General features: G+C 67.9%; 27 protein-coding genes. 11 read left to right on the forward strand and 16 right to left on the reverse strand.

Going from position 1 to position 21,987, the window contains the following annotated elements; all coding sequences use genetic code 11:
* Positions 1–30: 30 nt before the first annotated feature.
* The 4 genes from IAE56_RS03060 (at position 31) to IAE56_RS03075 (ending at position 3,154) form a co-directional block, all read left to right on the forward strand.
* Entirely contained in the window at positions 31–732 is a 702-nt protein-coding gene (locus tag IAE56_RS03060; RefSeq protein WP_200751421.1) for a hypothetical protein, read from the forward strand.
* Between the two features lie 109 nt (positions 733–841).
* The gene (locus IAE56_RS03065) at positions 842–1,423 is read left to right on the forward strand and encodes an RDD family protein (RefSeq protein WP_200751422.1); all 582 of its coding nucleotides are present in this window, start codon (positions 842–844) and stop codon (positions 1,421–1,423) included.
* A 77-nt stretch (positions 1,424–1,500) separates the two neighbouring features.
* Complete coding sequence (locus IAE56_RS03070; RefSeq protein WP_200751423.1) at positions 1,501–2,079, forward strand: hypothetical protein; 579 nt, start codon at positions 1,501–1,503, stop codon at positions 2,077–2,079.
* Between the two features lie 91 nt (positions 2,080–2,170).
* Positions 2,171–3,154 (forward strand): aldo/keto reductase, encoded by a 984-nt coding sequence (locus IAE56_RS03075; RefSeq protein WP_200751424.1) that lies wholly within the window; start codon positions 2,171–2,173, stop codon positions 3,152–3,154.
* A 91-nt stretch (positions 3,155–3,245) separates the two neighbouring features.
* Here the strand turns inward: IAE56_RS03075 and IAE56_RS03080 are convergent, their stop codons facing one another.
* A complete protein-coding gene (locus IAE56_RS03080; protein ID WP_200751425.1) occupies positions 3,246–4,142 on the reverse strand; it encodes a LysR family transcriptional regulator in 897 nt (298 codons plus the stop codon).
* Positions 4,143–4,462: 320 nt separating this feature from the next.
* Here IAE56_RS03080 and IAE56_RS03085 point away from each other — a divergent pair, with 320 nt between their 5' ends.
* Together IAE56_RS03085 and IAE56_RS03090 are read left to right on the forward strand one after the other, a co-directional pair.
* Positions 4,463–4,675, forward strand: coding sequence for a DUF4287 domain-containing protein (locus IAE56_RS03085; protein WP_200751426.1), 213 nt, complete (start codon positions 4,463–4,465; stop codon positions 4,673–4,675).
* A gap of 214 nt (positions 4,676–4,889) precedes the next feature.
* Complete coding sequence (locus IAE56_RS03090) at positions 4,890–5,597, forward strand: YitT family protein (protein WP_108768023.1); 708 nt, start codon at positions 4,890–4,892, stop codon at positions 5,595–5,597.
* Positions 5,598–5,657: 60 nt separating this feature from the next.
* On the opposite strand, the gene IAE56_RS03095 is transcribed toward IAE56_RS03090, so the two are convergent.
* Positions 5,658–6,203, reverse strand: a complete 546-nt coding sequence (locus tag IAE56_RS03095; RefSeq protein ID WP_200751427.1) for a DNA-3-methyladenine glycosylase I — start codon at positions 6,201–6,203, stop codon at positions 5,658–5,660.
* Positions 6,204–6,281: 78 nt separating this feature from the next.
* On the opposite strand from IAE56_RS03095, the gene IAE56_RS03100 reads away from it, so the two are divergent.
* The 4 genes from IAE56_RS03100 to IAE56_RS03115 all read left to right on the forward strand — a co-directional run bounded on the left by IAE56_RS03100 (position 6,282) and on the right by IAE56_RS03115 (position 8,989).
* Positions 6,282–6,848, forward strand: a complete 567-nt coding sequence (locus IAE56_RS03100; RefSeq protein WP_200751428.1) for a YqgE/AlgH family protein — start codon at positions 6,282–6,284, stop codon at positions 6,846–6,848.
* On the forward strand, positions 6,841–7,335 hold the full coding sequence (gene ruvX / locus IAE56_RS03105) for a Holliday junction resolvase RuvX (protein ID WP_108768026.1): 495 nt from the start codon (positions 6,841–6,843) through the stop codon (positions 7,333–7,335). The genes IAE56_RS03100 and ruvX overlap by 8 nt, the downstream gene beginning before the upstream one ends.
* A gap of 15 nt (positions 7,336–7,350) precedes the next feature.
* Positions 7,351–8,301 carry an aspartate carbamoyltransferase catalytic subunit gene (locus IAE56_RS03110; protein ID WP_200733420.1) on the forward strand — a complete coding sequence of 317 codons (951 nt, stop codon included), beginning with the start codon at positions 7,351–7,353 and terminating at the stop codon, positions 8,299–8,301.
* 199 nt (positions 8,302–8,500) lie between these two features.
* Positions 8,501–8,989, forward strand: a complete 489-nt coding sequence (locus IAE56_RS03115; protein WP_200751429.1) for a transposase — start codon at positions 8,501–8,503, stop codon at positions 8,987–8,989.
* A 54-nt stretch (positions 8,990–9,043) separates the two neighbouring features.
* On the opposite strand, the gene IAE56_RS03120 is transcribed toward IAE56_RS03115, so the two are convergent.
* Entirely contained in the window at positions 9,044–9,778 is a 735-nt protein-coding gene (locus IAE56_RS03120) for a tetratricopeptide repeat protein (RefSeq protein WP_200751430.1), read from the reverse strand.
* 66 nt (positions 9,779–9,844) lie between these two features.
* Positions 9,845–10,642, reverse strand: coding sequence for a prolyl oligopeptidase family serine peptidase (locus tag IAE56_RS03125; RefSeq protein WP_108768030.1), 798 nt, complete (start codon positions 10,640–10,642; stop codon positions 9,845–9,847).
* A 150-nt stretch (positions 10,643–10,792) separates the two neighbouring features.
* On the opposite strand from IAE56_RS03125, the gene IAE56_RS03130 reads away from it, so the two are divergent.
* Positions 10,793–11,704, forward strand: a complete 912-nt coding sequence (locus IAE56_RS03130) for a hypothetical protein (RefSeq protein WP_200751431.1) — start codon at positions 10,793–10,795, stop codon at positions 11,702–11,704.
* Between the two features lie 29 nt (positions 11,705–11,733).
* On the opposite strand, the gene IAE56_RS03135 is transcribed toward IAE56_RS03130, so the two are convergent.
* The 12 genes from IAE56_RS03135 to lptA form a co-directional block, all read right to left on the reverse strand.
* The gene (locus IAE56_RS03135; protein WP_108768032.1) at positions 11,734–12,000 is read right to left on the reverse strand and encodes a hypothetical protein; all 267 of its coding nucleotides are present in this window, start codon (positions 11,998–12,000) and stop codon (positions 11,734–11,736) included.
* A 66-nt stretch (positions 12,001–12,066) separates the two neighbouring features.
* Positions 12,067–13,428, reverse strand: a complete 1,362-nt coding sequence (mgtE, locus tag IAE56_RS03140) for a magnesium transporter (protein WP_108768033.1) — start codon at positions 13,426–13,428, stop codon at positions 12,067–12,069.
* Between the two features lie 182 nt (positions 13,429–13,610).
* On the reverse strand, positions 13,611–15,380 hold the full coding sequence (gene ptsP, locus IAE56_RS03145; RefSeq protein WP_200751432.1) for a phosphoenolpyruvate--protein phosphotransferase: 1,770 nt from the start codon (positions 15,378–15,380) through the stop codon (positions 13,611–13,613).
* 2 nt (positions 15,381–15,382) lie between these two features.
* A complete protein-coding gene (locus IAE56_RS03150; protein ID WP_079220894.1) occupies positions 15,383–15,652 on the reverse strand; it encodes an HPr family phosphocarrier protein in 270 nt (89 codons plus the stop codon).
* Positions 15,645–16,037 (reverse strand): PTS fructose subfamily transporter subunit IIA, encoded by a 393-nt coding sequence (locus IAE56_RS03155; protein ID WP_010483657.1) that lies wholly within the window; start codon positions 16,035–16,037, stop codon positions 15,645–15,647. Before IAE56_RS03155 ends, IAE56_RS03150 begins: the two co-directional genes overlap by 8 nt.
* Positions 16,038–16,463: 426 nt before the next feature.
* A complete protein-coding gene (rapZ, locus tag IAE56_RS03160; protein ID WP_200751433.1) occupies positions 16,464–17,348 on the reverse strand; it encodes an RNase adapter RapZ in 885 nt (294 codons plus the stop codon).
* Between the two features lie 23 nt (positions 17,349–17,371).
* Positions 17,372–18,322, reverse strand: a complete 951-nt coding sequence (gene hprK, locus IAE56_RS03165; protein ID WP_079220896.1) for an HPr(Ser) kinase/phosphatase — start codon at positions 18,320–18,322, stop codon at positions 17,372–17,374.
* Positions 18,319–18,771, reverse strand: coding sequence for a PTS sugar transporter subunit IIA (locus IAE56_RS03170; RefSeq protein ID WP_108768035.1), 453 nt, complete (start codon positions 18,769–18,771; stop codon positions 18,319–18,321). The genes hprK and IAE56_RS03170 overlap by 4 nt, the downstream gene beginning before the upstream one ends.
* Positions 18,772–18,792: 21 nt before the next feature.
* Positions 18,793–19,110 (reverse strand): ribosome-associated translation inhibitor RaiA, encoded by a 318-nt coding sequence (gene raiA, locus IAE56_RS03175; RefSeq protein ID WP_079220898.1) that lies wholly within the window; start codon positions 19,108–19,110, stop codon positions 18,793–18,795.
* Positions 19,111–19,168: 58 nt separating this feature from the next.
* Positions 19,169–20,605, reverse strand: a complete 1,437-nt coding sequence (locus IAE56_RS03180; protein ID WP_200751434.1) for an RNA polymerase factor sigma-54 — start codon at positions 20,603–20,605, stop codon at positions 19,169–19,171.
* Positions 20,606–20,645: 40 nt separating this feature from the next.
* Entirely contained in the window at positions 20,646–21,365 is a 720-nt protein-coding gene (gene lptB, locus IAE56_RS03185; protein WP_108768037.1) for an LPS export ABC transporter ATP-binding protein, read from the reverse strand.
* Positions 21,365–21,883: a lipopolysaccharide transport periplasmic protein LptA gene (gene lptA, locus IAE56_RS03190; protein ID WP_108768038.1), complete on the reverse strand. Its 519-nt coding sequence runs from the start codon at positions 21,881–21,883 to the stop codon at positions 21,365–21,367. Before lptA ends, lptB begins: the two co-directional genes overlap by 1 nt.
* Positions 21,884–21,987: the final 104 nt, after the last annotated feature.

Genomic DNA, 21,987 nt, shown 5'->3' on the forward strand with positions numbered 1-21,987 from the left:
TCGGGCGCCCGTCACGCCAGGGAGGGCGACATGCGTGCGATGGCAGTGATGATCCTGATGGCGGCCGTGCTGCTGCAGCCGGCCTGCAGCCGGGCGCCGTCGCCGGCCGCAGCGCCTGCGGTTGCGGCCCAGGGCTGCGCGGATCCGCAGGCACAGCAGTGGTATGTGCCCTCGGCCGAGGCGCTGCTGCCGCCCCCTGGGGAACTGCTGCCTTTCCCCGGTTTCCATGCTTTGAGCACGACCAGCTACGTGCGCCAGCTGCGCTGGGTCGAGGGGCTGCCCGAGCCCTCGTTCCGCTGCGGACTCCTGCCTGTGCAGGCCTACCGCTTTGCCTGGATTCCCTCGTTCTTCTCCGGCATCACCGTACGCGCGCAGCGCAATGCGGCGGGCCAGGCGTGGATCATTGCCCGTGCTGGCCCGGGATTGGAGCCGCACCTGCAGCAACCGCCGCCACCGGGTGTCGAAGACCCGGACGCCATACGCTGGTCGTGTCCGCCGCCGCGTGCGTTGAGCGAGCGCGAATGGGCATCCGTCGTTGCCGCGTTCGCTGCGATGCAGGGCGAGGACGAACGGTTCGGTCTGGATGGTTCGACGTGGGCGTTCGAGTCGCTGCGCGACGGCAAGCAGCGTCTGATCACCCGTTGGGAACCGCGTGATCCGACCTTCCGCAACGCCGGGCGACTGATGATGGCGCTGGCCGGATGCACCGACGCCCTGCAGGCGATGGGGTGAGTTGAGCAGCACTGGCGCCGCTCCTGCGCCTCTGCGATAGTCGCGCCGTCACCGCGTTCGCGGGACAGGGGGAGCCGGCACCATGCCGGCGCGACACACAGGGTTGCACATGGAATTGCACGATCCGTACCGGGCGCCGTCGACGACGGCGCCTCCGCCGCTGCCTGCTGCCCAGGGGCCGGTGGACATGACCGCCATCGCCTTCAACAGCGAGGGCCGTCAGCTCACTGCGGCCACCATCGCCGCGGGTTACTCCTCGTCGCTGGTGGTACGCCGCTGGCTCGCTACGATCATCGATTCCGTGGTGTTTGCGCTGGTCTTCCTTGCTCCGGGTGTCCTGCTGCGCGAGACGCTGGCACAGACGGTGATGCCGTTTCTGCTGCTGCTGCTCGTTGCCTATTACCCGGTCATGGAAACCCAGCTGGGTGGCTCGCTGGGCAAGCTGGCCACCGGTACCCGGGTGGTGAACCTGCAGGGCGGCTGGCCCTCGTGGTGGCAGTCCATCATCCGCACGCTGATGCGCCTGGTCGAGGTCAATCCGATGCTGATCGGTGGCATTCCCGCCGGCATCGCCGCACTGGTGTCCAAGCACCACCAGCGCCTGGGCGACATGATGGCCCGCACCTACGTGCTGCATCGCGAGGACATCGACCGCGTGCGCCGGTCATCGCGCGGCATCGCCGCCGCGTGACGGTGCAGACCGCAACGTCCGCCTGAAAGACGCCGGCCGCGCACCGGCACCACCACACCACGCCAGAAGGTTCGCACATGGACATGCACGACCCCTATCGCGCGCCGGCCCCATCGCCGGTGCCTCCGCCGCTGCTGCCTGTGGCAACGCGCAGTTTCGAAGTCTCCACCGCGGCGGCGTACTACTCGCCGTCCACCCTGAAGATCGCCGCGCTGTCGCTGGCGTCGATGGGCCTGTATCCGATGTACTGGTTCTGGCAGAACTGGCGCGCGATCAAGCGCGAGACCGGCGGGACACAGTGGCCGTGGGCGCGCGCGGTGTTCTGCCCGCTCTGGTCGTTCCTTTGCTTCAGTGACCTGCGCGACGTGGCGCAGTCGCGGCGTCGGCAGCTGGCCTTCGCGCCGGCAGTGCTGGGCGTGCTGTTCTTCGTGCTCAACCTCGCCGGTCGCCTGCCCAACGGTGCCGCCCTGATCGCGCTCTTCGGCTTCGTGCCGCTGCTGCCGGTCAACAGCCTGCTGCGGCAGTACCACCATGATGAAAAAGTGGACATGCAGCGCATGGATCGCTTCGGTGTCTGGCACATCCTGTTGACCCTGGCCGGCGGCGCGGTGCTGCTGCTGTCCGTGCTGGGCTACGCGATGGGTAATGTGGATTGATGAAATCCAGTCATGACCGACTGCCATCCAGGTCGTTCAATCCAGCGGGGGTAGGGGCGTATCGTCGTCGTTCCCCCTCTGGAGCTTGACGATGCAGACACGTGAACTCGGCCGCAGTGGCCTGAAGGTTTCCGCCCTTGGCCTGGGCTGCATGGGCCTGAGCCACAGCTATGGCCTGCCGGTCGAGCACGGCCAGGGCATCGCCCTGCTGCATGCCGCCGTCGAGCGCGGCGTGACCTTCTTCGATACCGCCGAAGTCTATGGCCCGTACACCAATGAAGCACTGGTCGGCGAGGCACTGGCGCCGTACCGCGACAAGCTGGTGATCGCCACCAAGTTCGGCTTCAAGGATGCCCGCACCGATACAGGTCTGGACAGCCGCCCGGAGAACATCCGCGCGGTGGCCGAGGCCAGCCTCAAGCGCCTGCGCACCGACCACATCGATCTGTTCTACCAGCACCGCGTGGACCCGAACGTGCCGATCGAGGACGTGGCCGGCACCGTGCGCGACCTGATCGCCGAAGGCAAGGTCGGCCACTTCGGCCTGTCCGAGGCCAGTGCCGCGACGGTGCGCCGTGCGCATGCGGTGCAGCCGGTGGCCGCGGTGCAGAGCGAGTACTCGCTGTGGTGGCGCGAACCGGAGCGCGAACTGCTGCCGACCCTGCAGGAACTGGGCATCGGCTTCGTGCCGTTCAGTCCGCTCGGCCGCGGCTTCCTGACCGGCACCATCACCGCCGATACCACCTTCAGCGACAACGACTTCCGCAACAGCGTGCCGCGTTTCGAAGTGGAAGCGCGCCGTGCGAACCAGGCGCTGGTGGATCGCATCGCCACGATTGCCGCAGCGCGTGGCGCGACCCCGGCGCAGGTGGCACTGGCCTGGCTGCTGGCGCAGGCGCCGTGGATCGTGCCGATTCCGGGCACCACCAAGGTCCATCGCCTGGAAGAGAACCTGGCTGCGACCGAACTGGTGCTGTCCGCGGACGAGCTGCAGCGCATCGCCCAGGTACTGGAAGAAGTGTCGATCGTCGGCGAGCGCTACAACGCGCAGCGCGCGGCCCAGGCCAAGGGCTGATCTGATCTGTGCTGTGGTGGGTGCGGATTGTTGGCGGTGGGTGCGGACCGTTGGTGGTGGGTGCGGACCGTTGGTCCGCACTCCTTGACCCTCACCCCATCGGCCCGCGCAGCGCATCCAGCACCGTGCGCATCGCCACGCTGACGTGGCGGCGCGACGGGTAGTAGGCGTAGTAGCCGTCGAAGGTCGGGCACCAGTCATCCAGTACCGACTGCAGGCGGCCCTGTTCCAGCAGGGCCAGCACCTGGTCCTCGGGCAGCCAGGCCAGGCCGCTGCCGGCCAGCGCGGCCTCGCGGGTCATGCCCATGGTGTTGAAGGTCCACTGGCCGCTGACGCGCACGCTCAGTTCATTGCCGTCCTGGCCGAAATCCCAGGGCATCAGCCCGCCGTGGGTGGGCAGGCGCAGGGTGATGCAGTTGTGCGCCGCCAGCTCCTGTGGGTGCTGAGGCACGGTGTGCTGGCGGAAGTAGCTGGGCGCACCGACCACGCGCATGCGCAGCGGCGGGCTGATCGGCACCGCCACCATGTCGCGGGCCAGGCGTTCGCCGAGGCGGATGCCGATGTCATAGCGTTCGGCAACGATGTCGGCCAGCGCGTAGTCGGCGGTCAGTTCGACGTTCAGATCGGGGTACTGCTGCAGCAGCGGCGCCAGCCGTGGCCAGGCGAGGTATTCGGCGGCGTGGCCGGTGGCGTTGATGCGGATGGTGCCGGCGGGGCGCTCGCGGTATTCGGCCAGCGCGGCCAGTTCGTTCTCGATTTCGGCCAGGCGCGGGGCGAGGGTATCGAGCAGGCGGGCGCCGGCTTCGGTGGTGGACACGCTGCGGGTGGTGCGGGTGAGCAGGCGCACGCCGAGGCGTTCTTCGAGGCCGCGCATGGCGTGGCTGAGGGCGGACTGGGAGACGCCGAGCTGGGCGGCGGCCTTGGTGAAGCTGCCCTGGCGGGCAACGTGGACGAAGGCCTGCAGGTCGTTGAGGTTTTCGCGGGGCATGAGGGGATGATACGGCCGGGCTGCGCCCGGCACCTGCCGAAGCAACGTCAACTTCAAAAGCTGGCTTCCTGTGGGAGGCGGGGTGGCTCAGGTTGCGGGGGACGGCGCAAGTACGTCCATGTAGCCTCGGTCGCGCCATCCATGGCGCTCACGCCCCCGCAACCTGAGCCACCCCGCCTTCGACAATTTCCCGCGATCTGTCGGAACGGCATTCTGCTTTGGTGGGTGCCGACCGTTGGTCGGCACTGGGTCGGACGAGTGGGATGTCGATTTCTGGGTCTGTGGTTCGTCGAATGGATGACTTTCAACGGGAGCTGCACATGAGCACTGACACCAAGCCGAAAGGCCCGGCCTCGTATTTCCCCTCCATCGAGAAGAGCTACGGCCAGCCGATGGCGCACTGGCTGGGCCTGCTGGCGAAGAAGCCGGGCCTGAAACACATGGAACTGGTCAGCTACCTGAAGACCGAGCACGGCCTGGGCCACGGCCACGCCAACGCCCTGGTCGCCCACCACCTGAACGCCCAGCGCTGACCCGCCGCAACCGAGCGAAGCGACCCGCTTCTGCTCTTGCTCTTCTTTTTTCTCTTACGTGGGTGGACGCGCCCGGCCAAGCGCGGCTGTTGCTGCCAACCCGCCCAGCCACGAGGGGCTGCGCCGTTCGCGGGCAACCCAACTGAACGATTTCATCTGCAACTGTCACCCGGATCGTGTCTAATACCGCTCCCCACCTGCGGTCCCCACCCGAATGTCCCTCCAATCCCATGGCCCGGCGCCGTGCGACGACGCTGACGGCCACCTCGTCACCGCCGGTCCGCTGACCCCGCCCCCAGACAGCGCCGGCACCCCCGCCGACGAGAAAGCGCTGCGCCACTCGGTCGCCGAGGACGTGCAGGGCATGGTCCTGGCCACGCTGGTGGCCTCGCTGGGCCTGGCCATCTTCGCCAAGGGCGGGCTGATGATCGGCGGCATGGCCGGCGCGGCCTTCCTGCTGCACTACGCGATGGGCTGGAACTTCGGCCTGGTGTTCGTGCTGGTCAACCTGCCGTTCTACTGGGTGGCCGTGCGCCGCATGGGCTGGGAGTTCACCCTCAAGACCTTCGCCGCGGTCACCGCCTGCGGCGTGCTCACCGACATCCTGCCGCGCTGGGCTGATTTTGCGCATATCGCGCCGCTGTACTCGGCGCTGGTCGGCGGCGCCCTGTCCGGCCTGGGCATCCTGTTCTTCATCCGCCACCGTGCCAGCCTCGGCGGCATCGGCATCCTGGCGGTGTACCTGCAGCGCACCCGCGGCTGGAGCGCCGGCAAGGTGCAGATGTCCTTCGATGCCTGCCTGATGGTGGCCGCGTTCTTCGTGCTGTCGCCGTCGAAGGTGATGTACTCGGCCATCGGCGCAGTGGTGCTCAGCCTGGTGCTGATGTTCAACCATCGCCCCGGCCGTTACATGGGCGTGTAACCGCACATACCGCGTTCGCCGGGCATGGCCCGGCGCTACCGGACCCAACGCGGATGTGCGTCAGCGGCCCGCCGCCTGCACCCACGGCGGGGCCAGCTTCAACAGCTGCGCATGCACCGGGCAATCCTCGGCATGCGCGCCGGGCAGGTAGCCCAGGCTCATCAGGAACTCGCCGGTGATCTCGCCGCCGGTGAAGCGGAACGTCTTCTTGAACAGCTTCACCCAGTCGGCCTTGCTGCGCGGGTGGTGCGCGTCCAGCCACGCGGCGAAGCTGCCATGGCTGGCCCGCAGCTGCTGGATCACCTGTGCGTTGTGGATGGCGGCCAGCACCTTCAGCCGGTTGCGGATGATGCCGGCGTCGGACAGCAGGCGCTCGATGTCCTGCTCGGCATAGGCCGCCACGCGGTCCACGTCGAAGCGATCGTAGGCCGCGCGGAAGCCCTCGCGCTTCTTCAGGATGGTTTCCCAGCTCAGCCCGGCCTGGTTGATTTCCAGCACCAGCCGCTCGAACAGCTCGCGCTCGTCGCGCTGCGGGAAGCCGTATTCATTGGCGTGGTAGAACTCATGCACCGGGTGGCCCGGGGCGATGCGGCAGTATCCTGACAAGGTGTTCTCCTGGCGGGCGGGCGTCCCATTATGCGCGGCGTGCAGGCGCCGGAGGCGCCCACCGGCTAGAATGGCGCCATGTCTGTAACGCCTACCTCCCTTGCCGATCACCTGCTCGTCGCGCTGCCGTCGCTGATCGACGCGACCTTTGCCCGCAGCGTCGCGCTGATCTGCCAGCACGACGAGAACGGGGCCATGGGCGTGCTGGTCAACCAGCCTTCCGAATACACGCTGGGCGAGGTGCTTTCGCAGATGGACATCACCACCGGTGATGATGAGCTGCAGGCGCGCGTGGTCCTCAACGGCGGTCCGGTGCATCCGGAGCGCGGTTTCGTCATCCACGACGACGCGCGCGACTGGGATTCCAGCCTGCGCGTGAGCGAGGGGCTGTACCTGACCACCTCGCGCGACATCCTCGAGGCGATGGCCCGCGGTGAAGGCCCGGCCAACGCCGTGGTCACCCTGGGCTGTGCCGGCTGGGGGGCAGGGCAGCTGGAAAGCGAACTGGCCGAGAACAGCTGGCTGACCGTGCCGGCCGATGCCGAGCTGGTGTTCCAGCTGCCGCTGGAGCAGCGCTGGCAGGGCGCGGCCGCGCGCATCGGCGTGGACCTGTTCCGGCTGACCGATTACAGCGGCCATGTCTGAGCCGTCCGCGCCCGCCCCGGTTCCTGCCGCCCCGGCCATCCGCCGCGATGGCACCGTGCTGGGGTTCGACGTGGGCTCGCGCCGGATCGGCGTGGCCATCGGCAGTGCCTTCGCTGCGCATGCGCGCGCGGTGGCCGTGGTCGATGTGCACGGCAACGGCCCGGATTGGGCTGCGATCGAGCGCCTGCTCAAGGAATGGAAGCCCGACGGCCTGGTGGTGGGCGATCCGCTCACCCTGGATGGCCAGGACCAGCCCAACCGCAAGCGCGCGCAGGGCTTCGCCCGCCAGCTGCGGGAACGCTTCAAGCTGCCGGTGGCGATGATCGACGAGCGTTCCAGCTCGGTCGAGGCCGCCCGCCGCTTCGCCGTCGAGCGCGCCGAAGGGCGCAAGCGCCGCCGTGATGCGGCCGCCCTCGATGCCGTGGCCGCGGCGGTGATCATCGACCGCTGGCTGTCGTCCCCCGACGACGCCACCCCCATTCCCTGACTGCCGACTCCCGCCATGACTGCCCAGCAACTCGATGCTTCCGGACGCCTGCGCCACCTGCTGACCCTTGAGGGCCTGCCGCGCGAAACCCTGCTGCAGCTGCTCGACCGGGCAGGGCAGATCCGCGATGCCGCCGTCGGCCGCGTCGGCAACAAGCGCCAGGTGCTGGCCGGCTCGGCGGTGTGCACGCTGTTCTTCGAACCCTCGACCCGCACCCGCAGCTCGTTCCAGCTGGCCGCCCAGCGCCTGGGCGCGGACGTGCTGAACTTCGACGCCTCCACCTCTTCCACGCGCAAGGGCGAAACCGCCTGCGACACGCTGAAGAACCTGGAAGCGATGGGCGTGCGCGGCTTCGTGGTGCGCCACCCTGATGACGGCGCGGTGGCCGCACTGGCCGCCGCGGCCGGCGAGGGCACCGCCCTGGTCAATGCCGGCGACGGCCGCAGCTCACACCCGACCCAGGGCCTGCTGGACATGCTGACCCTGCGCCAGGCCAAGGGCCCGGATTTCTCCAAGCTGAAGGTCGTGATCGTCGGCGACGTGAAGCACTCGCGCGTGGCCCGCACCGACCTGCATGCACTGCGCACGCTGGGCGTGGGCGAGATCCGCGTGTGCGGTCCGCAGTCGCTGCTGCCGGACGACGAGACCCTGAAGGGCTGCGTGGTCGGCGATGATTTCGACGCGATGCTGGAAGGCGTCGACGCGCTGATGATGCTGCGCCTGCAGCGCGAGCGCATGGAAGAGGGCCTGGTGCCGTCGCTGGAGCAGTACCACGCGCAGTACGGCCTGAACGCCGAACGCCTGGCCCGTGCCGGCAAGGATGCAGCGGTGCTGCACCCGGGCCCGATCAACCGCGGCGTGGAAGTGACCGACGACGTGGCCGACGGCCCGCAGTCGTGGGTGCTGCGCCAGGTCGCCAACGGCGTTGCCGTGCGCATGGCCGTGCTGGAAACTCTGCTGGGCTGATCGCCCGCTCGGGTGGGTGCCGACCGTTGGTCGGCACTGCCTCAGGTTTGCTCTGCTCTGGTAGATGCCAACCTTGGTTGGCACTGAACTGCCTGGATGGGTGCCTTGGTGGGTGCCGACCGTTGGTCGGCACTGCCTTACCTGCCTTGAAGTGCTTACCCGATAGCAATGGACAGGTGATGGGCACACGCTCGTGTCCATGAACCGCGCACGCCTGCGGCTTGGCCGCCATTCCCGTATCGGCCATTCCTACATCCTGACCACGGTCACCCATGGGCGTCGACGCTACTTCGACGATCCCACTGCCGCGCAGGCGGTGATGGACGCTCTCCATCGGATTGACACGGAAGGCCTGACGCATTCCCTTGCCTACGTGGTCATGCCCGACCACATTCATTGGCTCGTGGAGCTCCGCGCATTCTCGCTGGACTACATCATGCAGCGCTTCAAATCGAGCAGTGCATTGCAGGTCAATCGCAGGCTCGGCCGATCAGGAAGTTTCTGGCAATCGAGCTATCACGATCACGCAATCCGGTCTGATGAGTCGCTGTTTCGTCATGCGATGTACGTGTTGGGCAATCCGATCAGGGCGGGATTGACCACGCAGCTTGGTGAGTATCCCCATGCGTGGTGTCGATGGAACATGGATGGGACGCTGCAGGCAGTGGATCATCCAGAATCGGTGTGACAGTGCCGACCAACGGTCGGCACCTACCAAAGGCCCTGCCAATCTGCCGGGGCCTTACCGGGCTTCCATCGCGTCGATGTAGGCCAGTTCGTTCAACGACTTCGGGTCGTTCGGTTGAATCTCCAGCACGTGCTCGAAGGTCGCGCGCGCTTTCTTCAGTTCGCCCAGTTCGATCAGGGTGAAGCCGATACCCCGCAGTGCCACCGGGCGGCTTTTGGCCGATACGCTGTCGCGATCGATCAGGGCCAGCGCGCGCTCGTAGAAGTCCAGTGCTTCCTTCGGGCGCCGCAGCTGGATCAGCGCAACGCCCATTTCGTTGAAGCTTTCCGGATCAAGCGGTGCCAGTGCCATGGCTTCCTCCAGCACCACGATGGCATCCTCGAAACGGCGTTGCTCCACCCGGATATAGGCCAGCTGCTGAAGGGCCGATGCACAGGTGATGTCCAGCCACTCGGTGGGCATGCCATCGGCATGTTCGGCCACGTACTGCTCGTACTGCTGGCGCCTGCTGAAGGCCAAGGCGCGCCGCCCGGGGGTGTCGCGCTGCGCGCGGCAATAGGACAGCGGTGCCTGCAGCTGCTCTTCGGCCGCTTTCAGGTCGCCGCTCTGGGTGATGCGCGTGGCCGCGCTGACGTCGTCGCGCAGATGATGGCCCAGGCCACTGTCGACGCTCATTCGTGAGGGTTGCAGCGTGGTCAGCCGGAAGTCGGGTTCCGCTTCCTGTGCCTGCACCTGCGCACTACACGCCAGCAGCACACAAAGTGCTGCCTGCAGCATCCCTGCCTTCATCGTCCCGCTCCCTGGTGCGCCGCCACTGGCGCCTGACGCTCAGCCTAGCAGCCCGTTGATCGGCCGTCAGCGCTTCTGCGCGAACAGCCATGCCCACATTGCCGGGTCGGCGTAGGTCGCGTCCCAGGCGTTGTGGTTGCCGTCGGGGTACTCGGTATAGCGCACGTCGCCCGCGCCGGCCGCCTGGAAGGCGGCGTGCAGGCGGCGGTCATCGCCCGGCGGCACCACGTCGTCCTGCGCACCGTGGAAGATCCAGATCGGCGTCTGCCGCAGGCGCTGCGCGATCGCCGCATAGGGATCGGCCTCGTGGGCGACCTGTTCGACGAACAGGGTCGGGCGCACCGCGCGCGGGGCCAGCACCGCGCCGCATACCGGCACGATGGCGGCAAAACGCTGCGGCTCGTCCAGGGCGATGTTCCAGCTGCCGTAGCCGCCCATCGACATGCCGGTCAGGTACTGCCGCGCCGGGTCGGCACCGAACTCGGCAATCGTGGCATCCAGCGCGGCCACGGCCACACGGTTGTTGTGGTCACTCCACTCCTCGTCGCCGGGCACCTGCGGGAAGACCGCCAGCGCCGGGAAGTCAGTCGCATGTTCGCGCAGGTACGGGCCCAGTCCGGCATGGGTCTGCTTGACGCCATCGCGGCCACGCTCACCCGAGCCGTGCAGGAACAGCACCACCGGCAGCGAGCCGGGCGTGCGTGCTGCCACCGCCGGAATGAAGACCTGGTAGTACGCGGTCTGCCCGTCCACCTTCACCGCACGGGATTCGAAGTGGCCACGCGCGCTGTCGGGCGTGCTGGCGCAGGCGGCCAGCATCAGCAGGGACAGCAGCGGCAGCAAGCGGCGGAAGGGAGCGATCATGGAGCCGTCTCAGCGGGTGTGGAATCGTTTTCATCGTAACGCGGCCGAGATCACAGCGCGTTCTGCAGCGCAATATCGGCGCACAGGCCACGTTGCTCTGTGCGGCGTGCCTCGCCAGAATGGCCACAACCAAAGGAATGGGAAGCCAACGTGAGTATTGGCAGGCGCGCGGCGGTTGGATTGGCCGCGGTTGTGGTGCTGGTGCTGGTGCTGGCAGTGCAGTGGCACTGGCAGGGGGCACCGCAGGGCGGGCAGTCCCTGCATGCGACCGGGCAGGAGACGCAGGGCGCTGGCAGCATCTGGCAGCAGCAGGTTGCCCGCCCGTCAGGGCAGCCGCTCGAAACCGATCTGCAGGCCCGCTACGCATCGGCGAAGTGGTTGTCGCCGATGATCGATGGATTGAAGCAACGCTCACTGGCGGGCGATGCTGAGGCCAGCTATCTGCTCAGCCGCATCTACAACGAATGCATCTGGTCCTTCGATCCGCAGATGTTGGACCTCTCCGCCATGCCTGCCGGGCAACGGGCCGCCAAGTACCGCAGCACGGCCTGGATGGGGCAACGCTGCGAGGGAATCGATGGCAACGAAGCTGCGCTGGCATGGGGGCGATACCGGCGCGTGGCCGCCGACCAGGGAGCGTTTGCCGCGCAGGTCGAAGACGTGTTCGAGGGCACGCGGGCGTACGGGGAGCCGAAGCTCTCGCCGGCAGACCAGAAGCGCGTGATCGAGTTGGCATTGTCGGCCCAGGATCCCTACGCCTACCTGGCACTCTCGCGGGCGTTGGGCTATTCCGGTGATGGGTCGATGGCGGCCCTCAGTCCGTACCCGGCGGGCACGCAGGCCGACTCGGCGGCATGGATGCTGGCCGCCTGCGACCGCGGCCTGCCTTGCGGAGCGGACTCGCCACTGCTCCACCAGCTTTGCGCAACAGGCTCGATGTGCGGAGCAGGTTCGGTAGCCGAAGCACTGGGGCTGTCGATGTCGTCGGACGAACTGGACCAGGCACGCGCGCGCGCCGCATGGCTGCTGCGGAATTCCGGGCGTCGCCCGCCGCAGCCGTAGTGCGGGCCCGGTGATCGGCCAGCGCCGGATCAGTCCGGGCGCGGGAAACTGGCGATGATGTCCAGCTGCTCCTGCGCCTCGGCATTGCCCTCGGCAGCGGCGGCCTGCACCTGCGCCATGTCCGGGTGCATCACCACCAGCAGCGGGTTCTCGCACACCGGGCAGTCGTACTCGGTGGCGTCCTCGTCCAGCTCCATCACCATCGCCCGCGCGTTGCCTTTCCACTCGCAGGCGGCACAGGTGTGCATCTGCTCGCGCCAGCCGGGCTGGAAGTAGTTTTCAATCGTGGTGGCCATGGGGGCGTCCGGAGTTGATGCAGTCGGGGTCGGAGCCCGCTTCGCGGGATCCGACCCCATGCAGGTTCAGTGCAGCAGAATGAGGGTGGCCAGGCCGAGGAAGCTGAAGAAGCCCATCACGTCGGTCACCGCGGTCACCACCACGGTGCCGGCCACGGCCGGGTCCACGTTCATGCGCTTGAGCAGCAGCGGCAGCAGCACGCCGGCCAGCGCCGCGGCCAGGAAGTTGATGATCAGCGCCAGGGTGATCACCAGCGACAGCAGCAGGCTGTGGAACCACACGAACGCGATGAGCCCGACCAGCAGGCCGATCAGCGTGCCGTTGATCAGCGCCACGCGCGCTTCCTTCCACAGCAGGATGCGCGCATTGCTCTGGCCCACCTGGCCCAGCGCGATGCCGCGCACCATCAGGGTCAGCACCTGCACCGCCGCGTTGCCGCCGACGCCGGCGACGATCGGCATCAGCACCGCCAGCGCCACCACCTTCTGCAGGGTCAGTTCGAACTGGCCGATCACGCTGGCGGCGAGGAACGCCGTGCACAGGTTGATGCCCAGCCAGACCACGCGGCCGCGCACGGCACGCTTGATCGGCGAGAACAGATCCTCTTCTTCGTCCAGGCCGGCCGCGCCCAGTGCCTGGTGCTCGGCCTGCGAACGGATGATGTCCACCACGTCATCGATGGTGATGCGGCCGAGCAGGATGTTGTTGTCGTCCACCACCGGCGCGGACACCCAGTCATGGTCGGAGAACTGCCGGGCGACTTCCTGGTCGCTCTCGCCGACGTCGATGGCCGGCTGTTCGTCGTCGATCAGGCGGTTGATCGGCGTGGTGTCTTCGTGGGTGACCAGCGCGGCCAGCGACACGCGGCCCAGGTACTGGTGGCGGCGGCTGACCACGAACAGGTGATCGGTGTGGTCGGGCAGTTCGCCACGCAGGCGCAGGTAGCGCAGCACCACGTCGACATTGACGTCGGCGCGCACGGTCACCACGTCCGGGTTCATCAGTCGGCCGGCGCTGTCCTCGGGATACGACAGCACCTGTTCCAGGCGCTCGCGGTTCTCGCGGTCCATCGACTTGAGGACCTCGTCGATGACCGTATCGGGCAGGTCCTCGACCAGGTCGGCCAAGTCATCGATGTCCAGGTCTTCGACCGCGGCGATGATTTCGTCGGGGTCCATGTCCGCGAGCAGGCTCTCGCGCACTTCCTCGCCGACATGGACCAGCACCTCGCCATCGTCCTCGGGATCGACCAGCCCCCACACCACTTCGCGCTTGCCCGGGGGCAGCGATTCGAGCAGGTTGCCGATCTCGGCCGGCGCCAGCGTGTTGACGAGCCGACGCACCGGCCCCAGCCGGCCGCTGTCCAGTGCATCGGACAGCATCCGCAGTTGGCGTGCAGTCTTGTCGTGGCGTACGGCTTCAGCCATCACAGCTCCCGCGGGAAGAGAAAAGCCGCGATCCCGGCAAGGATGCGGCAAGAGGGGTGTTCAGCGCGTCATTATCGCAAGCGGATGTTTCAACGCATAGCCGCCGGGCATGGCCCGGCGCTACCGGGGATGCGTTGTGGTGGTAGCGCCGGGCCGTGCCCGGCGAGCGCGTAGCGCGGCAGTCAGGGAGTCTCGGCCACCAGCGCCAGCCAGCGCTCGATGCCGCGGCGGTCGCGCGCGGCCAGCAGTTTCGGCGCGCGTGCGCGCAGGGTGGCCAGGTCGGCCTCGCGGATCGCACGACGCACTTCCAGCAGGGTGCCCGGGTGCAGGCTGAACTCGCTCAACCCCAGTGCCAGCAGCAGCGGGGTCATGCGCGCGTCGCCGGCCATCTCGCCACACACGGCCACCGGGATGCGATGGCGTGCGCCGGTGTCGATGACCATCTGCAGCAGGCGCAGCACCGCCGGGTGCAGCGGCGAATACAGCTCGCCCAGCGCTTCGTTGTTGCGGTCGGCGGCCAGCAGGTACTGCACCAGGTCGTTGGTGCCGATCGACAGGAAGTCGACCAGGTCGATGAAACTCTCCAGCGCCAGCGCAGCGGCGGGCACTTCGATCATCGCGCCCAACGGCACGTGCTCGGCCACCACGTGGCCTTCGCCGCGCAGCTGTTCGGTCAGCTTGAGCATGCGCCGGCGTACCGCCAGCAGTTCCTCGCGGGTGCTGACCATGGGAATCAGCACCCGCAGCTTGCCGTAGGCCGACGCGCGCAGGATCGCGCGCAGCTGGGTGTCGGAGACCTTCGGCCGCGCCAGCGACAGGCGCACGCCGCGCAGGCCCAGTGCCGGGTTTTCCTCGTTGCTCAGGGTCAGCCCGGTGCGATCGGCCTTGTCCGCGCCCAGGTCGAGGGTGCGGATGGTGACCGGTCGCCCGCTCATGCCCAGGGCGGCATCGCGGTAGGTCTGGAACTGTTCTTCTTCGTCCGGCAGCTCGTTGCGCTGCAGGAACAGGAATTCGGTGCGGTACAGGCCCAGCCCCTGAGCGCCCAGCGCATGCGCCTGGGTCACGTCCTCCAGCGATTCGGCATTGGCCAGCAGGGCGATGTCGACCTGGTCGCGGGTACGGCTGGGTTTGCTGCGCAGGCGGCCGAGCTCGCGCTGCTCGCGCGCGTGCTCCTTCAGGCGCACGCGGTAATCGCGCAGGTTGTCGGCCTGCGGGTTGACCGTGATGCTGCCGTCGGCGCCATCGATGATGAGCACGTCGCCGTCGGCGATGCGGCTGAGCACCTGCTGCACGTTGACGATGAGCGGCAGGTGCAGGCTGCGGGCAAGGATGGCGCTGTGCGACAGCGCGCTGCCGGCGGCGGTGACGATGCCGACCACGCCCTGCGCCTGCAGCTGGGCCAGCTCGGACGGGGCGATGTTGTCGCAGACCAGGATCTCGCCGGCCAGGCCCTTCACCACCGGCGGGCGGTCGGGCTGCAGGAAGGCGTGGATGCGGCCGATCACATGGTCCAGGTCGTCCATGCGGCTCTTCAGATAGGCATCGTCCATGCCATCGAAGACCTTGGCCAGGCGGTCGCGCTGCAGGCGCAGCGCGTAGCCGGCACTGTAGGGGCCGCTGCGGATCAGTTCGTCCAGGCCATACAGCAGTTCGGGATCGTCCAGCAGCAGCGCGTGCAGGTCGAGGAATTCGCCGACATCGTGGCTCAGTGCACCGTGCAGGCGCTGGCGCAGGTCATGCATTTCCGCGCGTGCGGCATCCAGTGCGCGGTGCAGGCGGGCCAGCTCGGCCTCCACCTGCTGTGGTGCGACGCGTTGTTCGGCCACTTCCAGCGCGTGCGGCAGGCGCACCCGCGCCCGTCCCATCGCCGAACCGCGTGCGGCGCCGTGGCCGGCCAGCAGCTGTACCGGCCGTTGGCCGGTGGCAGGTTGGCCGGCGCGTGCGCGTGGCACGCTCAGCTGTCCTCGTCGAAGCGGCGCTCGAACAGGTCGACCACGGCGTCCATCGCCGCGGCTTCATCCTCGCCGTTGATGCGGATGGTGACCGGGGTGCCCTGGGCGGCGGCCAGCAGCATCACGCCCATGATGCTCTTGGCGTTGATCTCACGGCCCTTGGCGGCCATGGTCACGTTGCAGCGGAATGGGGCCAGCGTCTGCACCAGCTTGGCGGTGGCCCGGGCATGCAGGCCCAGGCGGTTGCTCACGGTGAGTTCTCGTTCAAGCATCGTCGACTATCGCTCCATTACGGGTGCCCGCCGCGGCTGTGGCGGGCAGTTGATCCAGTCCCTGTTCCGGATAATTCATCACCCGCAGCAACATCGGCAGACTCAGCGCCGACACCCGGCGAACCGGGGTCCCCAACCGGGCCAGCTGCCCGGCAAGGTTGGCGGGGCTGGCGCCGTACAGGTCGGTCAGGATCAGCACGCCTTCGCCACCATCGACCCGGCGCAGAGCAGCCGAAGCGAGCGGGAGAAGGGCATCCAGGTCTGCGTCGAACGGTACTTCGAAAGCTTCGGTTTTCAGCGGCAATTGCCGCAGGAGCCGGGTCGCCACGTCAAGCAGGGCGGTCCCGACCCCGGGATGTGTTACGAGGAGAATGCCACAGGTCATTACTGCACGTTAACAGGTCGAGGTGAATTGGCGATAGCAGCAGGAGAGGGGCACTGTGTCCCGTATTCAGCGTTGCCGGGGTCAGAGCCCTTTTTCGTTGAAAAAGGGATCCGACCTTATCGTGTCGACCAAGGTCGACACCTACCAACAGCACACGGAATGTGTCAAAGGCGGGGCGGTGTGGGTATGCAGGACCGCAGGCGCCATGGATGGCGCCTACGAGCCCCCATGGGTGAGGGCGCTTTGCTTGCGAAGCACTGCTTCGCAAGCGCCCGAACGCCCAGCCGCTAGCGGCTGGGCCGGACCCCGGAGGGGGGTTCACGGCGTGTCCTGCATACCCACACCGCCCCGCCATCGCAGGGAATGCCGCGGTTGACGTTGACGTTGACGTTGCATCGGCGGGTGCCGGGCGCAGCCCGGCTGCCCTCAATCCTGTTCGCGGTGGTACGTGGCCACGTCTTCCCAGCCCATCTCTCGGGCGTGCCGTGCCATGCGCTCGGCCAGGTACACCGAGCGATGCTTGCCGCCGGTGCAGCCGAAGGCCACCGTCACGTAGCTGCGCGTGCCATCGCCCAGCTTGGGCAGCCAGGTGTCGAGGAAATCCATCAGCTGGGTCAGGTAGCGCTGCACGTCCGGCTGCGCTTCCAGATAGTCACGCACGCCGGGCTCGCGGCCGCTGAGTGCCCGCAGGTCCGGGTCCCAGTGCGGGTTGGGCAGCACGCGCGCATCGAACACGAAGTCGGCCTCGGCCGGCACGCCGCGCTTGTAGGCAAACGATTCGAACAGCAGCGACAGGCGCGTGGCGTGGCCCATCGCGAACTCGGTGATGATGCGCCGGCGCAGCTGGTGCACGTTCAATGCACTGGTATCGATCACCACGTCGGCCTCGCGGCGCAGCGGTGCGATCAGCTCGCGCTCGCGAGCGATCGCTTCGGGCAGCGACAGGCCGAGCTGGCTCAGCGGGTGCCGGCGACGGGTGTCGGCATAGCGCTTGAGCATCGTCTCGTCGCTGGCCTCGAAGTACAGCACCTTCGCTTCCACGCCGGCATCGGTGGCCAGCTTGCGCCAGTTGGCCAGCTGGCTCAGGTCGGCCTGGCCGCGGACGTCGATGCCCACCGCCAGCCGGCGCGGCGCGCCACCGTCATGGTTCTCCAGCACGCTGCGGACGAAATCCGGCAGCAGCTGGATCGGCAGGTTGTCCGAACAGTAGTAGTCCTGGTCCTCGAAGGTCTTCAGGGCGACGGATTTACCCGAGCCGGACAGGCCGCTGACGATGATCAGGGTCGGGGCGGTGGGGGTGGGGGTGCTCATGGACAGGCTCTTGGTGGTGGGGCTCAGGGCGTTCGCCGTTCCAGCAGGTTGCTGTGGCGGGCGATGAACATCGCCGCCGGGTCGATACCCTTGGTACGCAGAATGTGCAGGCGGGTGGCCGCCTCGGTCAGGACCGCCAGGTTGCGGCCGGGCATCACCGGCAGGGTGATCAGCGGCACGTCCAGGTCCAGCACGTGGCGGGTGCCCGAATCGCCGGTCAGGCGCTCGTAACCGTGCGGGGTGGGTTCGGTCATCGGCTTGGTCAGGTGGACGATCAGCCGAAGGTACTTGTTCTTCTTTACCGCCGTATCACCGAACATCTCGCGCACGTTCAGCACGCCCAGGCCGCGCACTTCCAGCAGGTCCTGCAACAGCTCGGGGCAGGTGCCATCAAGCACGTCGGGGGCGATCTGGGTGAATTCGGGGGCATCGTCGGCCACCAGGCGGTGGCCGCGGCTGAGCAGTTCCAGCGCCAGCTCGCTCTTGCCCGACCCGGCCTCACCGGTGATCAGCACGCCGATGGAGTAGATCTCCATGAACACGCCATGCAGGATCACCCGCGGCGCCAGCGTGCGCGCCAGGTGGTAGGACAGGTGGTTGAGCAGTTCATGGCCGCGCTTGGGCGACAGCCACAGCGGCGTGCCGGATTCATCGGCGGCCGCGCGCAGGTCTTCCGGGCACGCCTGGTTGCGGGTCAGCACCAGCGCCAGCGGGTGCGACTGCATGATCTTCTCGATGGTCTCCCAGCGCTGGCGCGGTTCCAGCGCGTCCAGCCAGGACAGTTCCTCGGTCCCGAGGATCTGCACCTTGTTGGGGTAGATCGCATTGAGGTAGCCAGCCAGCGAAGGGCGGCGGGAGACCGTGTTGCCGGCTTCCAGCTCGCGTTTTTCGCCGGCCTTGCCAGCGGCCCAGCGCAGTCCCAGCCGCTCGCGCTGCTGGTCGAACAGTTCGCGTGCGGTGATGCTGGTATTCATGCGGCGCTCGCCGATGGGGGAAGGTCCAGGGCCTCGCGCAGTTCCCCTGCATCGCCGGCCGCGCGCAGGGCGTCGCGGATCGACGGCGTCGAGAACAGCTCGGCCAGTTCGGACAGCAGCATCAGGTGCTGGTGGGTGTAGTGGGCGGGGACGGCCATGGCGAACACCAGGTCCACCGGTTCATCGCCGCCGAAATCGACCGGGGTCTGCAACCGCAGCAGGGCGCCGCGGGGACGGTCCAGGGCAGGCGCCCGGCCGTGGGGAATGGCGATGCCGCAACCGATCGCCGTACTGCCCAGGGCTTCGCGCTGGCACAGGTTGAGGTAGATCTGTTCGGCGTTGGCCTGGCGGCAGGCCAGCAACCCGGCGGCGGCCTGCAGGACGCTGTCGCGGTCGGTGGCCGTGCAGAGCTGGGTCTGCACGGCCGCCAGGAGGTCAGTCAGTGGCATGTCTGCGGGGAGCGGTGGCGATCAGCCGCCATTGTCGCCCACCGGCAGCGGTGCGTGCTGCTGTTTTTTCTCCTTGTGCTTGATCACCAGACGGTCGAGCTTGTCCGCCAGCACGTCGATGGCGGCATACATGGTCTGGCCGCCGGCTTCGGCGTGCAGGGTCTGGCCGGGAATATTGAGGCTGGCGTCGACGTGGTGTTCGGTCTTCTGCAGCTTGAGGGTTACCCGCGCTTCGCAGTGCTGGTCGAAGTGCTTTCCGACCCGGGCCAGCTTTTCTTCAACATACGACTGCAGGGCCGGGGTGACTTCGACATCTTTGCCAAACGTTTCGATGCGCATCGGGTTTCTCCTGTGTTCGGATGTGCCAATGAACCTCTCCGCCGGGCGCGGCGGCGCGTCAAGCGATTCTGACCCTTTCGTGCGAGGCGGAGATGTTCATGGCCTCACGATACTTCGCCACGGTGCGCCGCGCTACTGGGATTCCCGACGTTTTGAGCAGGTCAGCCAGCTTGGCGTCAGAAAGCGGCTTGCGTGGGTTTTCGTCATCGATCAGGCGGCGGATCATCGCCTGGATGGCGGTACTGGAAGCTTCGCCACCACCTTCGGTGTCGATGCCGGATGCGAAGAACGCGCGCAGCGGCAGGGTGCCGCGCGGCGTACGTACGTGCTTGCGGGCGATCGCCCGCGAGACGGTGGATTCATGCAGGCCCAGCTCGGCGGCGATCTCGCGCAGGGTCAGCGGGCGCAGTGCCTGTTCACCGAATTCGAGGAAGCCTGCCTGCTGCTGGATCAGGCTGCGCACCACCCGCAGCAGGGTCTCGCCGCGCGCCTGCAGGCCCTTGAGCAGCCAGCGGGCTTCCTGCAGCTGGGCGCGCAGGTAACCGGCGTCGGCGTCGCCGCAGCGGCGGATCATCTGTTCGTAGCCGCGGTGGATGATCACCTTGGGCCCGGCGTGGGCGGCCAGCGCGGCGCGCCACAGGCCGTTCTGCCGCCACACCACCACGTCCGGCACCACGTAGGTGTCCTGCGCCAGCGGTGCGATCTGGGTGCCGGGACGCGGGTCCAGCGAGCGCAGCAGGGCGACCGCGGTCTCGACCTCGGCCAGCGGCTGCTTCAGTTCCTGGGCCAGGCCGGCCACGCCGCTGCGTGGCAGGCGCTCCAGCGGGCCGGCGGCGACCTGCCGGGCCAGCGCCAGGCCGGGGGTGTCGGCGGGCAGCACGTCCAGCTGCAGCTGCAGGCATTCGCCCAGGCAGCGCGCGGCCACGCCCACCGGGTCGAAGCGCTGCACCTGGTGCAGCACGGTGAGGATCTCGTCTTCGCCGGCATGGATGGCTGGCAGCAGGGTCTCGGCGATGGTCGCCAGCGGCTCGCGCAGGTAGCCGTCTTCTTCCAGCGCATCGATCAGCGCCGCGCCGATGCTGCGGTCGCGCGTCGACAGGTGCGACAGGTGCAGCTGCCACAGCAGGTGGTCGGCCAGGGTCTCGACCTCGGCCACGCGCTCGGCGGCGCTGCCGGTGTCTTCATCGTCGTCGAAACTGCCGCTGCTGCCGGGGTTGTTCCAGTCCAGCTCGGCCGGGGCCCAGTCGTCGCTGCTGGACGGGGCCGGTTCCGGCGGCGCATCGCCGTCGGCACCGCCGTCATCGGCGCTGTCGCTGCCGGCACCGGCACCGGCATCGCTGCTGTCGGCCCAGTCCAGCAGGGGGTTGCTTTCCACCGCCTGGGCGATTTCCAGCTCCAGCTCGGTGGTGGACATCTGCAGCAGCTTGATCGCCTGCTGCAGCTGTGGTGTCAGCACCAGCTGCTGTCCCAACGATGTCTGCAGCCGAGTCTTCATGCCTGTGCCGAAACGGAGGGGATGGGCCCGGCGGCCGCGGTCACAGCTTGAAGGAATCTCCAAGGTAGACGCGACGGACGTCGGCGTTGTCCAGGATCGCTTCCGGCGAGCCCTGGGCGAGGACGGTGCCCTCAGCGAGGATATACGCGCGGTCGCAGATTCCCAAGGTTTCGCGCACGTTGTGGTCGGTGATGAGCACACCGATGCCGCGCTGCTTGAGATGGGTGACGATGCGCTGGATCTCGCCGACCGAGATCGGATCGACGCCGGCGAAGGGTTCGTCGAGCAGGATCAGGCGCGGCTTGGCGGCCAGGGCACGGGCGATCTCGCAGCGGCGGCGTTCACCGCCGGACAGGCTGGCGCCGAGCTGGTCGGCCACGTGGCCCAGCTGCAGTTCGTCGAGCAGGCCACTGAGTTCGCGCTCGCGGCCGGCCGAATCCAGGTCGTCGCGCAGCTCCAGCACCAGGCGCAGGTTGTCGGCCACGGTCAGCTTGCGGAACACCGACGGTTCCTGCGGCAGGTAGCCCACGCCCTGCTTGGCGCGCGTGTACATCGGGTCGCCGGTGATGTCCTGGCCGTCCAGCACGATGCTGCCGGCATCGGCTTCCACCAGGCCCACGATCATGTAGAAGCAGGTGGTCTTGCCGGCGCCGTTGGGGCCGAGCAGGCCGACCACTTCACCGGCATCGAGGGTCAGCCCGAAGTCCTTGACGACTTCGCGCTGCTTGTACTTCTTGCGCAGGCCCTTGGCGACAAGCATTACTTCTTGCTCCCGGCCGCCGGCGCAGCAGGCGTCTTGTTCTTGGGCGGAATGACGGTACGCACGCGGCTGCCGTCGCCACCGGAATTCATCTCGCCGGTACGGGTGTTGTAGACCATGCGCTGGCCGGCATTGGTACCGCGCGCGCTGGTCACCTTGTAGTTGCCGGTGAGGGTGATGATCTCGGTCTTGATGTCGTAGTCGATCTTGTCGGCCACTGCGTCCATCCAGGTGCCGTCATCGAGCTGCTGCTTCATCTTGGCCTGCTTGCCGGTGAACACGGCACGCACGGCCTCGCCGTCCTTCATGTAGATCTCGGCCTCGGACGAACGCAGGTCCAGCGAGCCCTGGGTGATGACCACCCCCTGCGACAGCGTGGTCTTGCCATCGCCGGTGAGGTTGCCGGCCTGTGCGCCGGCATCGATGTTCATGGGCTCGTTGCGGTCGGTGGACTTGGCCTGCGCGAAGGCGGGGACCAGCAGACCAAGGGCGAGCACGGCAGCAAAGGGAATCTTCATCGGGGTCCGTTCTACCGGTGAGGCTGCCCGGTCAGGCCGGGCGGCGGGTGGGGGCTGCGGCCCTGCGCCAGTCGCAATGGCGACGTCGCGGGCCAGCGGCGGAA

Source organism: Stenotrophomonas sp. S41, assembly GCF_016624625.1.
Classification (GTDB): Bacteria; Pseudomonadota; Gammaproteobacteria; order Xanthomonadales; family Xanthomonadaceae; genus Stenotrophomonas.

Excerpts from the sequence above, each read along its gene's own strand:
- ruvX (WP_108768026.1), top strand. The coding sequence starts at position 6,841 with ATGTCTGAGCCGTCCGCGCCCGCCCCGGTTCCTGCCGCCCCGGCCATC.
- IAE56_RS03080 (WP_200751425.1), bottom strand. The coding sequence starts at position 4,142 with ATGCCCCGCGAAAACCTCAACGACCTGCAGGCCTTCGTCCACGTTGCC.
- IAE56_RS03125 (WP_108768030.1), bottom strand. The coding sequence starts at position 10,642 with ATGATCGCTCCCTTCCGCCGCTTGCTGCCGCTGCTGTCCCTGCTGATG.
- IAE56_RS03090 (WP_108768023.1), top strand. The coding sequence starts at position 4,890 with ATGTCCCTCCAATCCCATGGCCCGGCGCCGTGCGACGACGCTGACGGC.
- IAE56_RS03060 (WP_200751421.1), top strand. The coding sequence starts at position 31 with ATGCGTGCGATGGCAGTGATGATCCTGATGGCGGCCGTGCTGCTGCAG.
- raiA (WP_079220898.1), bottom strand. The coding sequence starts at position 19,110 with ATGCGCATCGAAACGTTTGGCAAAGATGTCGAAGTCACCCCGGCCCTG.
- IAE56_RS03110 (WP_200733420.1), top strand. The coding sequence starts at position 7,351 with ATGACTGCCCAGCAACTCGATGCTTCCGGACGCCTGCGCCACCTGCTG.
- IAE56_RS03070 (WP_200751423.1), top strand. The coding sequence starts at position 1,501 with ATGGACATGCACGACCCCTATCGCGCGCCGGCCCCATCGCCGGTGCCT.
- IAE56_RS03170 (WP_108768035.1), bottom strand. The coding sequence starts at position 18,771 with ATGCCACTGACTGACCTCCTGGCGGCCGTGCAGACCCAGCTCTGCACG.
- IAE56_RS03115 (WP_200751429.1), top strand. The coding sequence starts at position 8,501 with ATGAACCGCGCACGCCTGCGGCTTGGCCGCCATTCCCGTATCGGCCAT.
- lptA (WP_108768038.1), bottom strand. The coding sequence starts at position 21,883 with ATGAAGATTCCCTTTGCTGCCGTGCTCGCCCTTGGTCTGCTGGTCCCC.
- IAE56_RS03150 (WP_079220894.1), bottom strand. The coding sequence starts at position 15,652 with ATGCTTGAACGAGAACTCACCGTGAGCAACCGCCTGGGCCTGCATGCC.
- IAE56_RS03155 (WP_010483657.1), bottom strand. The coding sequence starts at position 16,037 with ATGACCTGTGGCATTCTCCTCGTAACACATCCCGGGGTCGGGACCGCC.
- IAE56_RS03075 (WP_200751424.1), top strand. The coding sequence starts at position 2,171 with ATGCAGACACGTGAACTCGGCCGCAGTGGCCTGAAGGTTTCCGCCCTT.
- IAE56_RS03120 (WP_200751430.1), bottom strand. The coding sequence starts at position 9,778 with ATGAAGGCAGGGATGCTGCAGGCAGCACTTTGTGTGCTGCTGGCGTGT.
- IAE56_RS03085 (WP_200751426.1), top strand. The coding sequence starts at position 4,463 with ATGAGCACTGACACCAAGCCGAAAGGCCCGGCCTCGTATTTCCCCTCC.
- IAE56_RS03065 (WP_200751422.1), top strand. The coding sequence starts at position 842 with ATGGAATTGCACGATCCGTACCGGGCGCCGTCGACGACGGCGCCTCCG.
- IAE56_RS03135 (WP_108768032.1), bottom strand. The coding sequence starts at position 12,000 with ATGGCCACCACGATTGAAAACTACTTCCAGCCCGGCTGGCGCGAGCAG.
- IAE56_RS03180 (WP_200751434.1), bottom strand. The coding sequence starts at position 20,605 with ATGAAGACTCGGCTGCAGACATCGTTGGGACAGCAGCTGGTGCTGACA.
- rapZ (WP_200751433.1), bottom strand. The coding sequence starts at position 17,348 with ATGAGCACCCCCACCCCCACCGCCCCGACCCTGATCATCGTCAGCGGC.
- mgtE (WP_108768033.1), bottom strand. The coding sequence starts at position 13,428 with ATGGCTGAAGCCGTACGCCACGACAAGACTGCACGCCAACTGCGGATG.
- IAE56_RS03100 (WP_200751428.1), top strand. The coding sequence starts at position 6,282 with ATGTCTGTAACGCCTACCTCCCTTGCCGATCACCTGCTCGTCGCGCTG.
- lptB (WP_108768037.1), bottom strand. The coding sequence starts at position 21,365 with ATGCTTGTCGCCAAGGGCCTGCGCAAGAAGTACAAGCAGCGCGAAGTC.
- hprK (WP_079220896.1), bottom strand. The coding sequence starts at position 18,322 with ATGAATACCAGCATCACCGCACGCGAACTGTTCGACCAGCAGCGCGAG.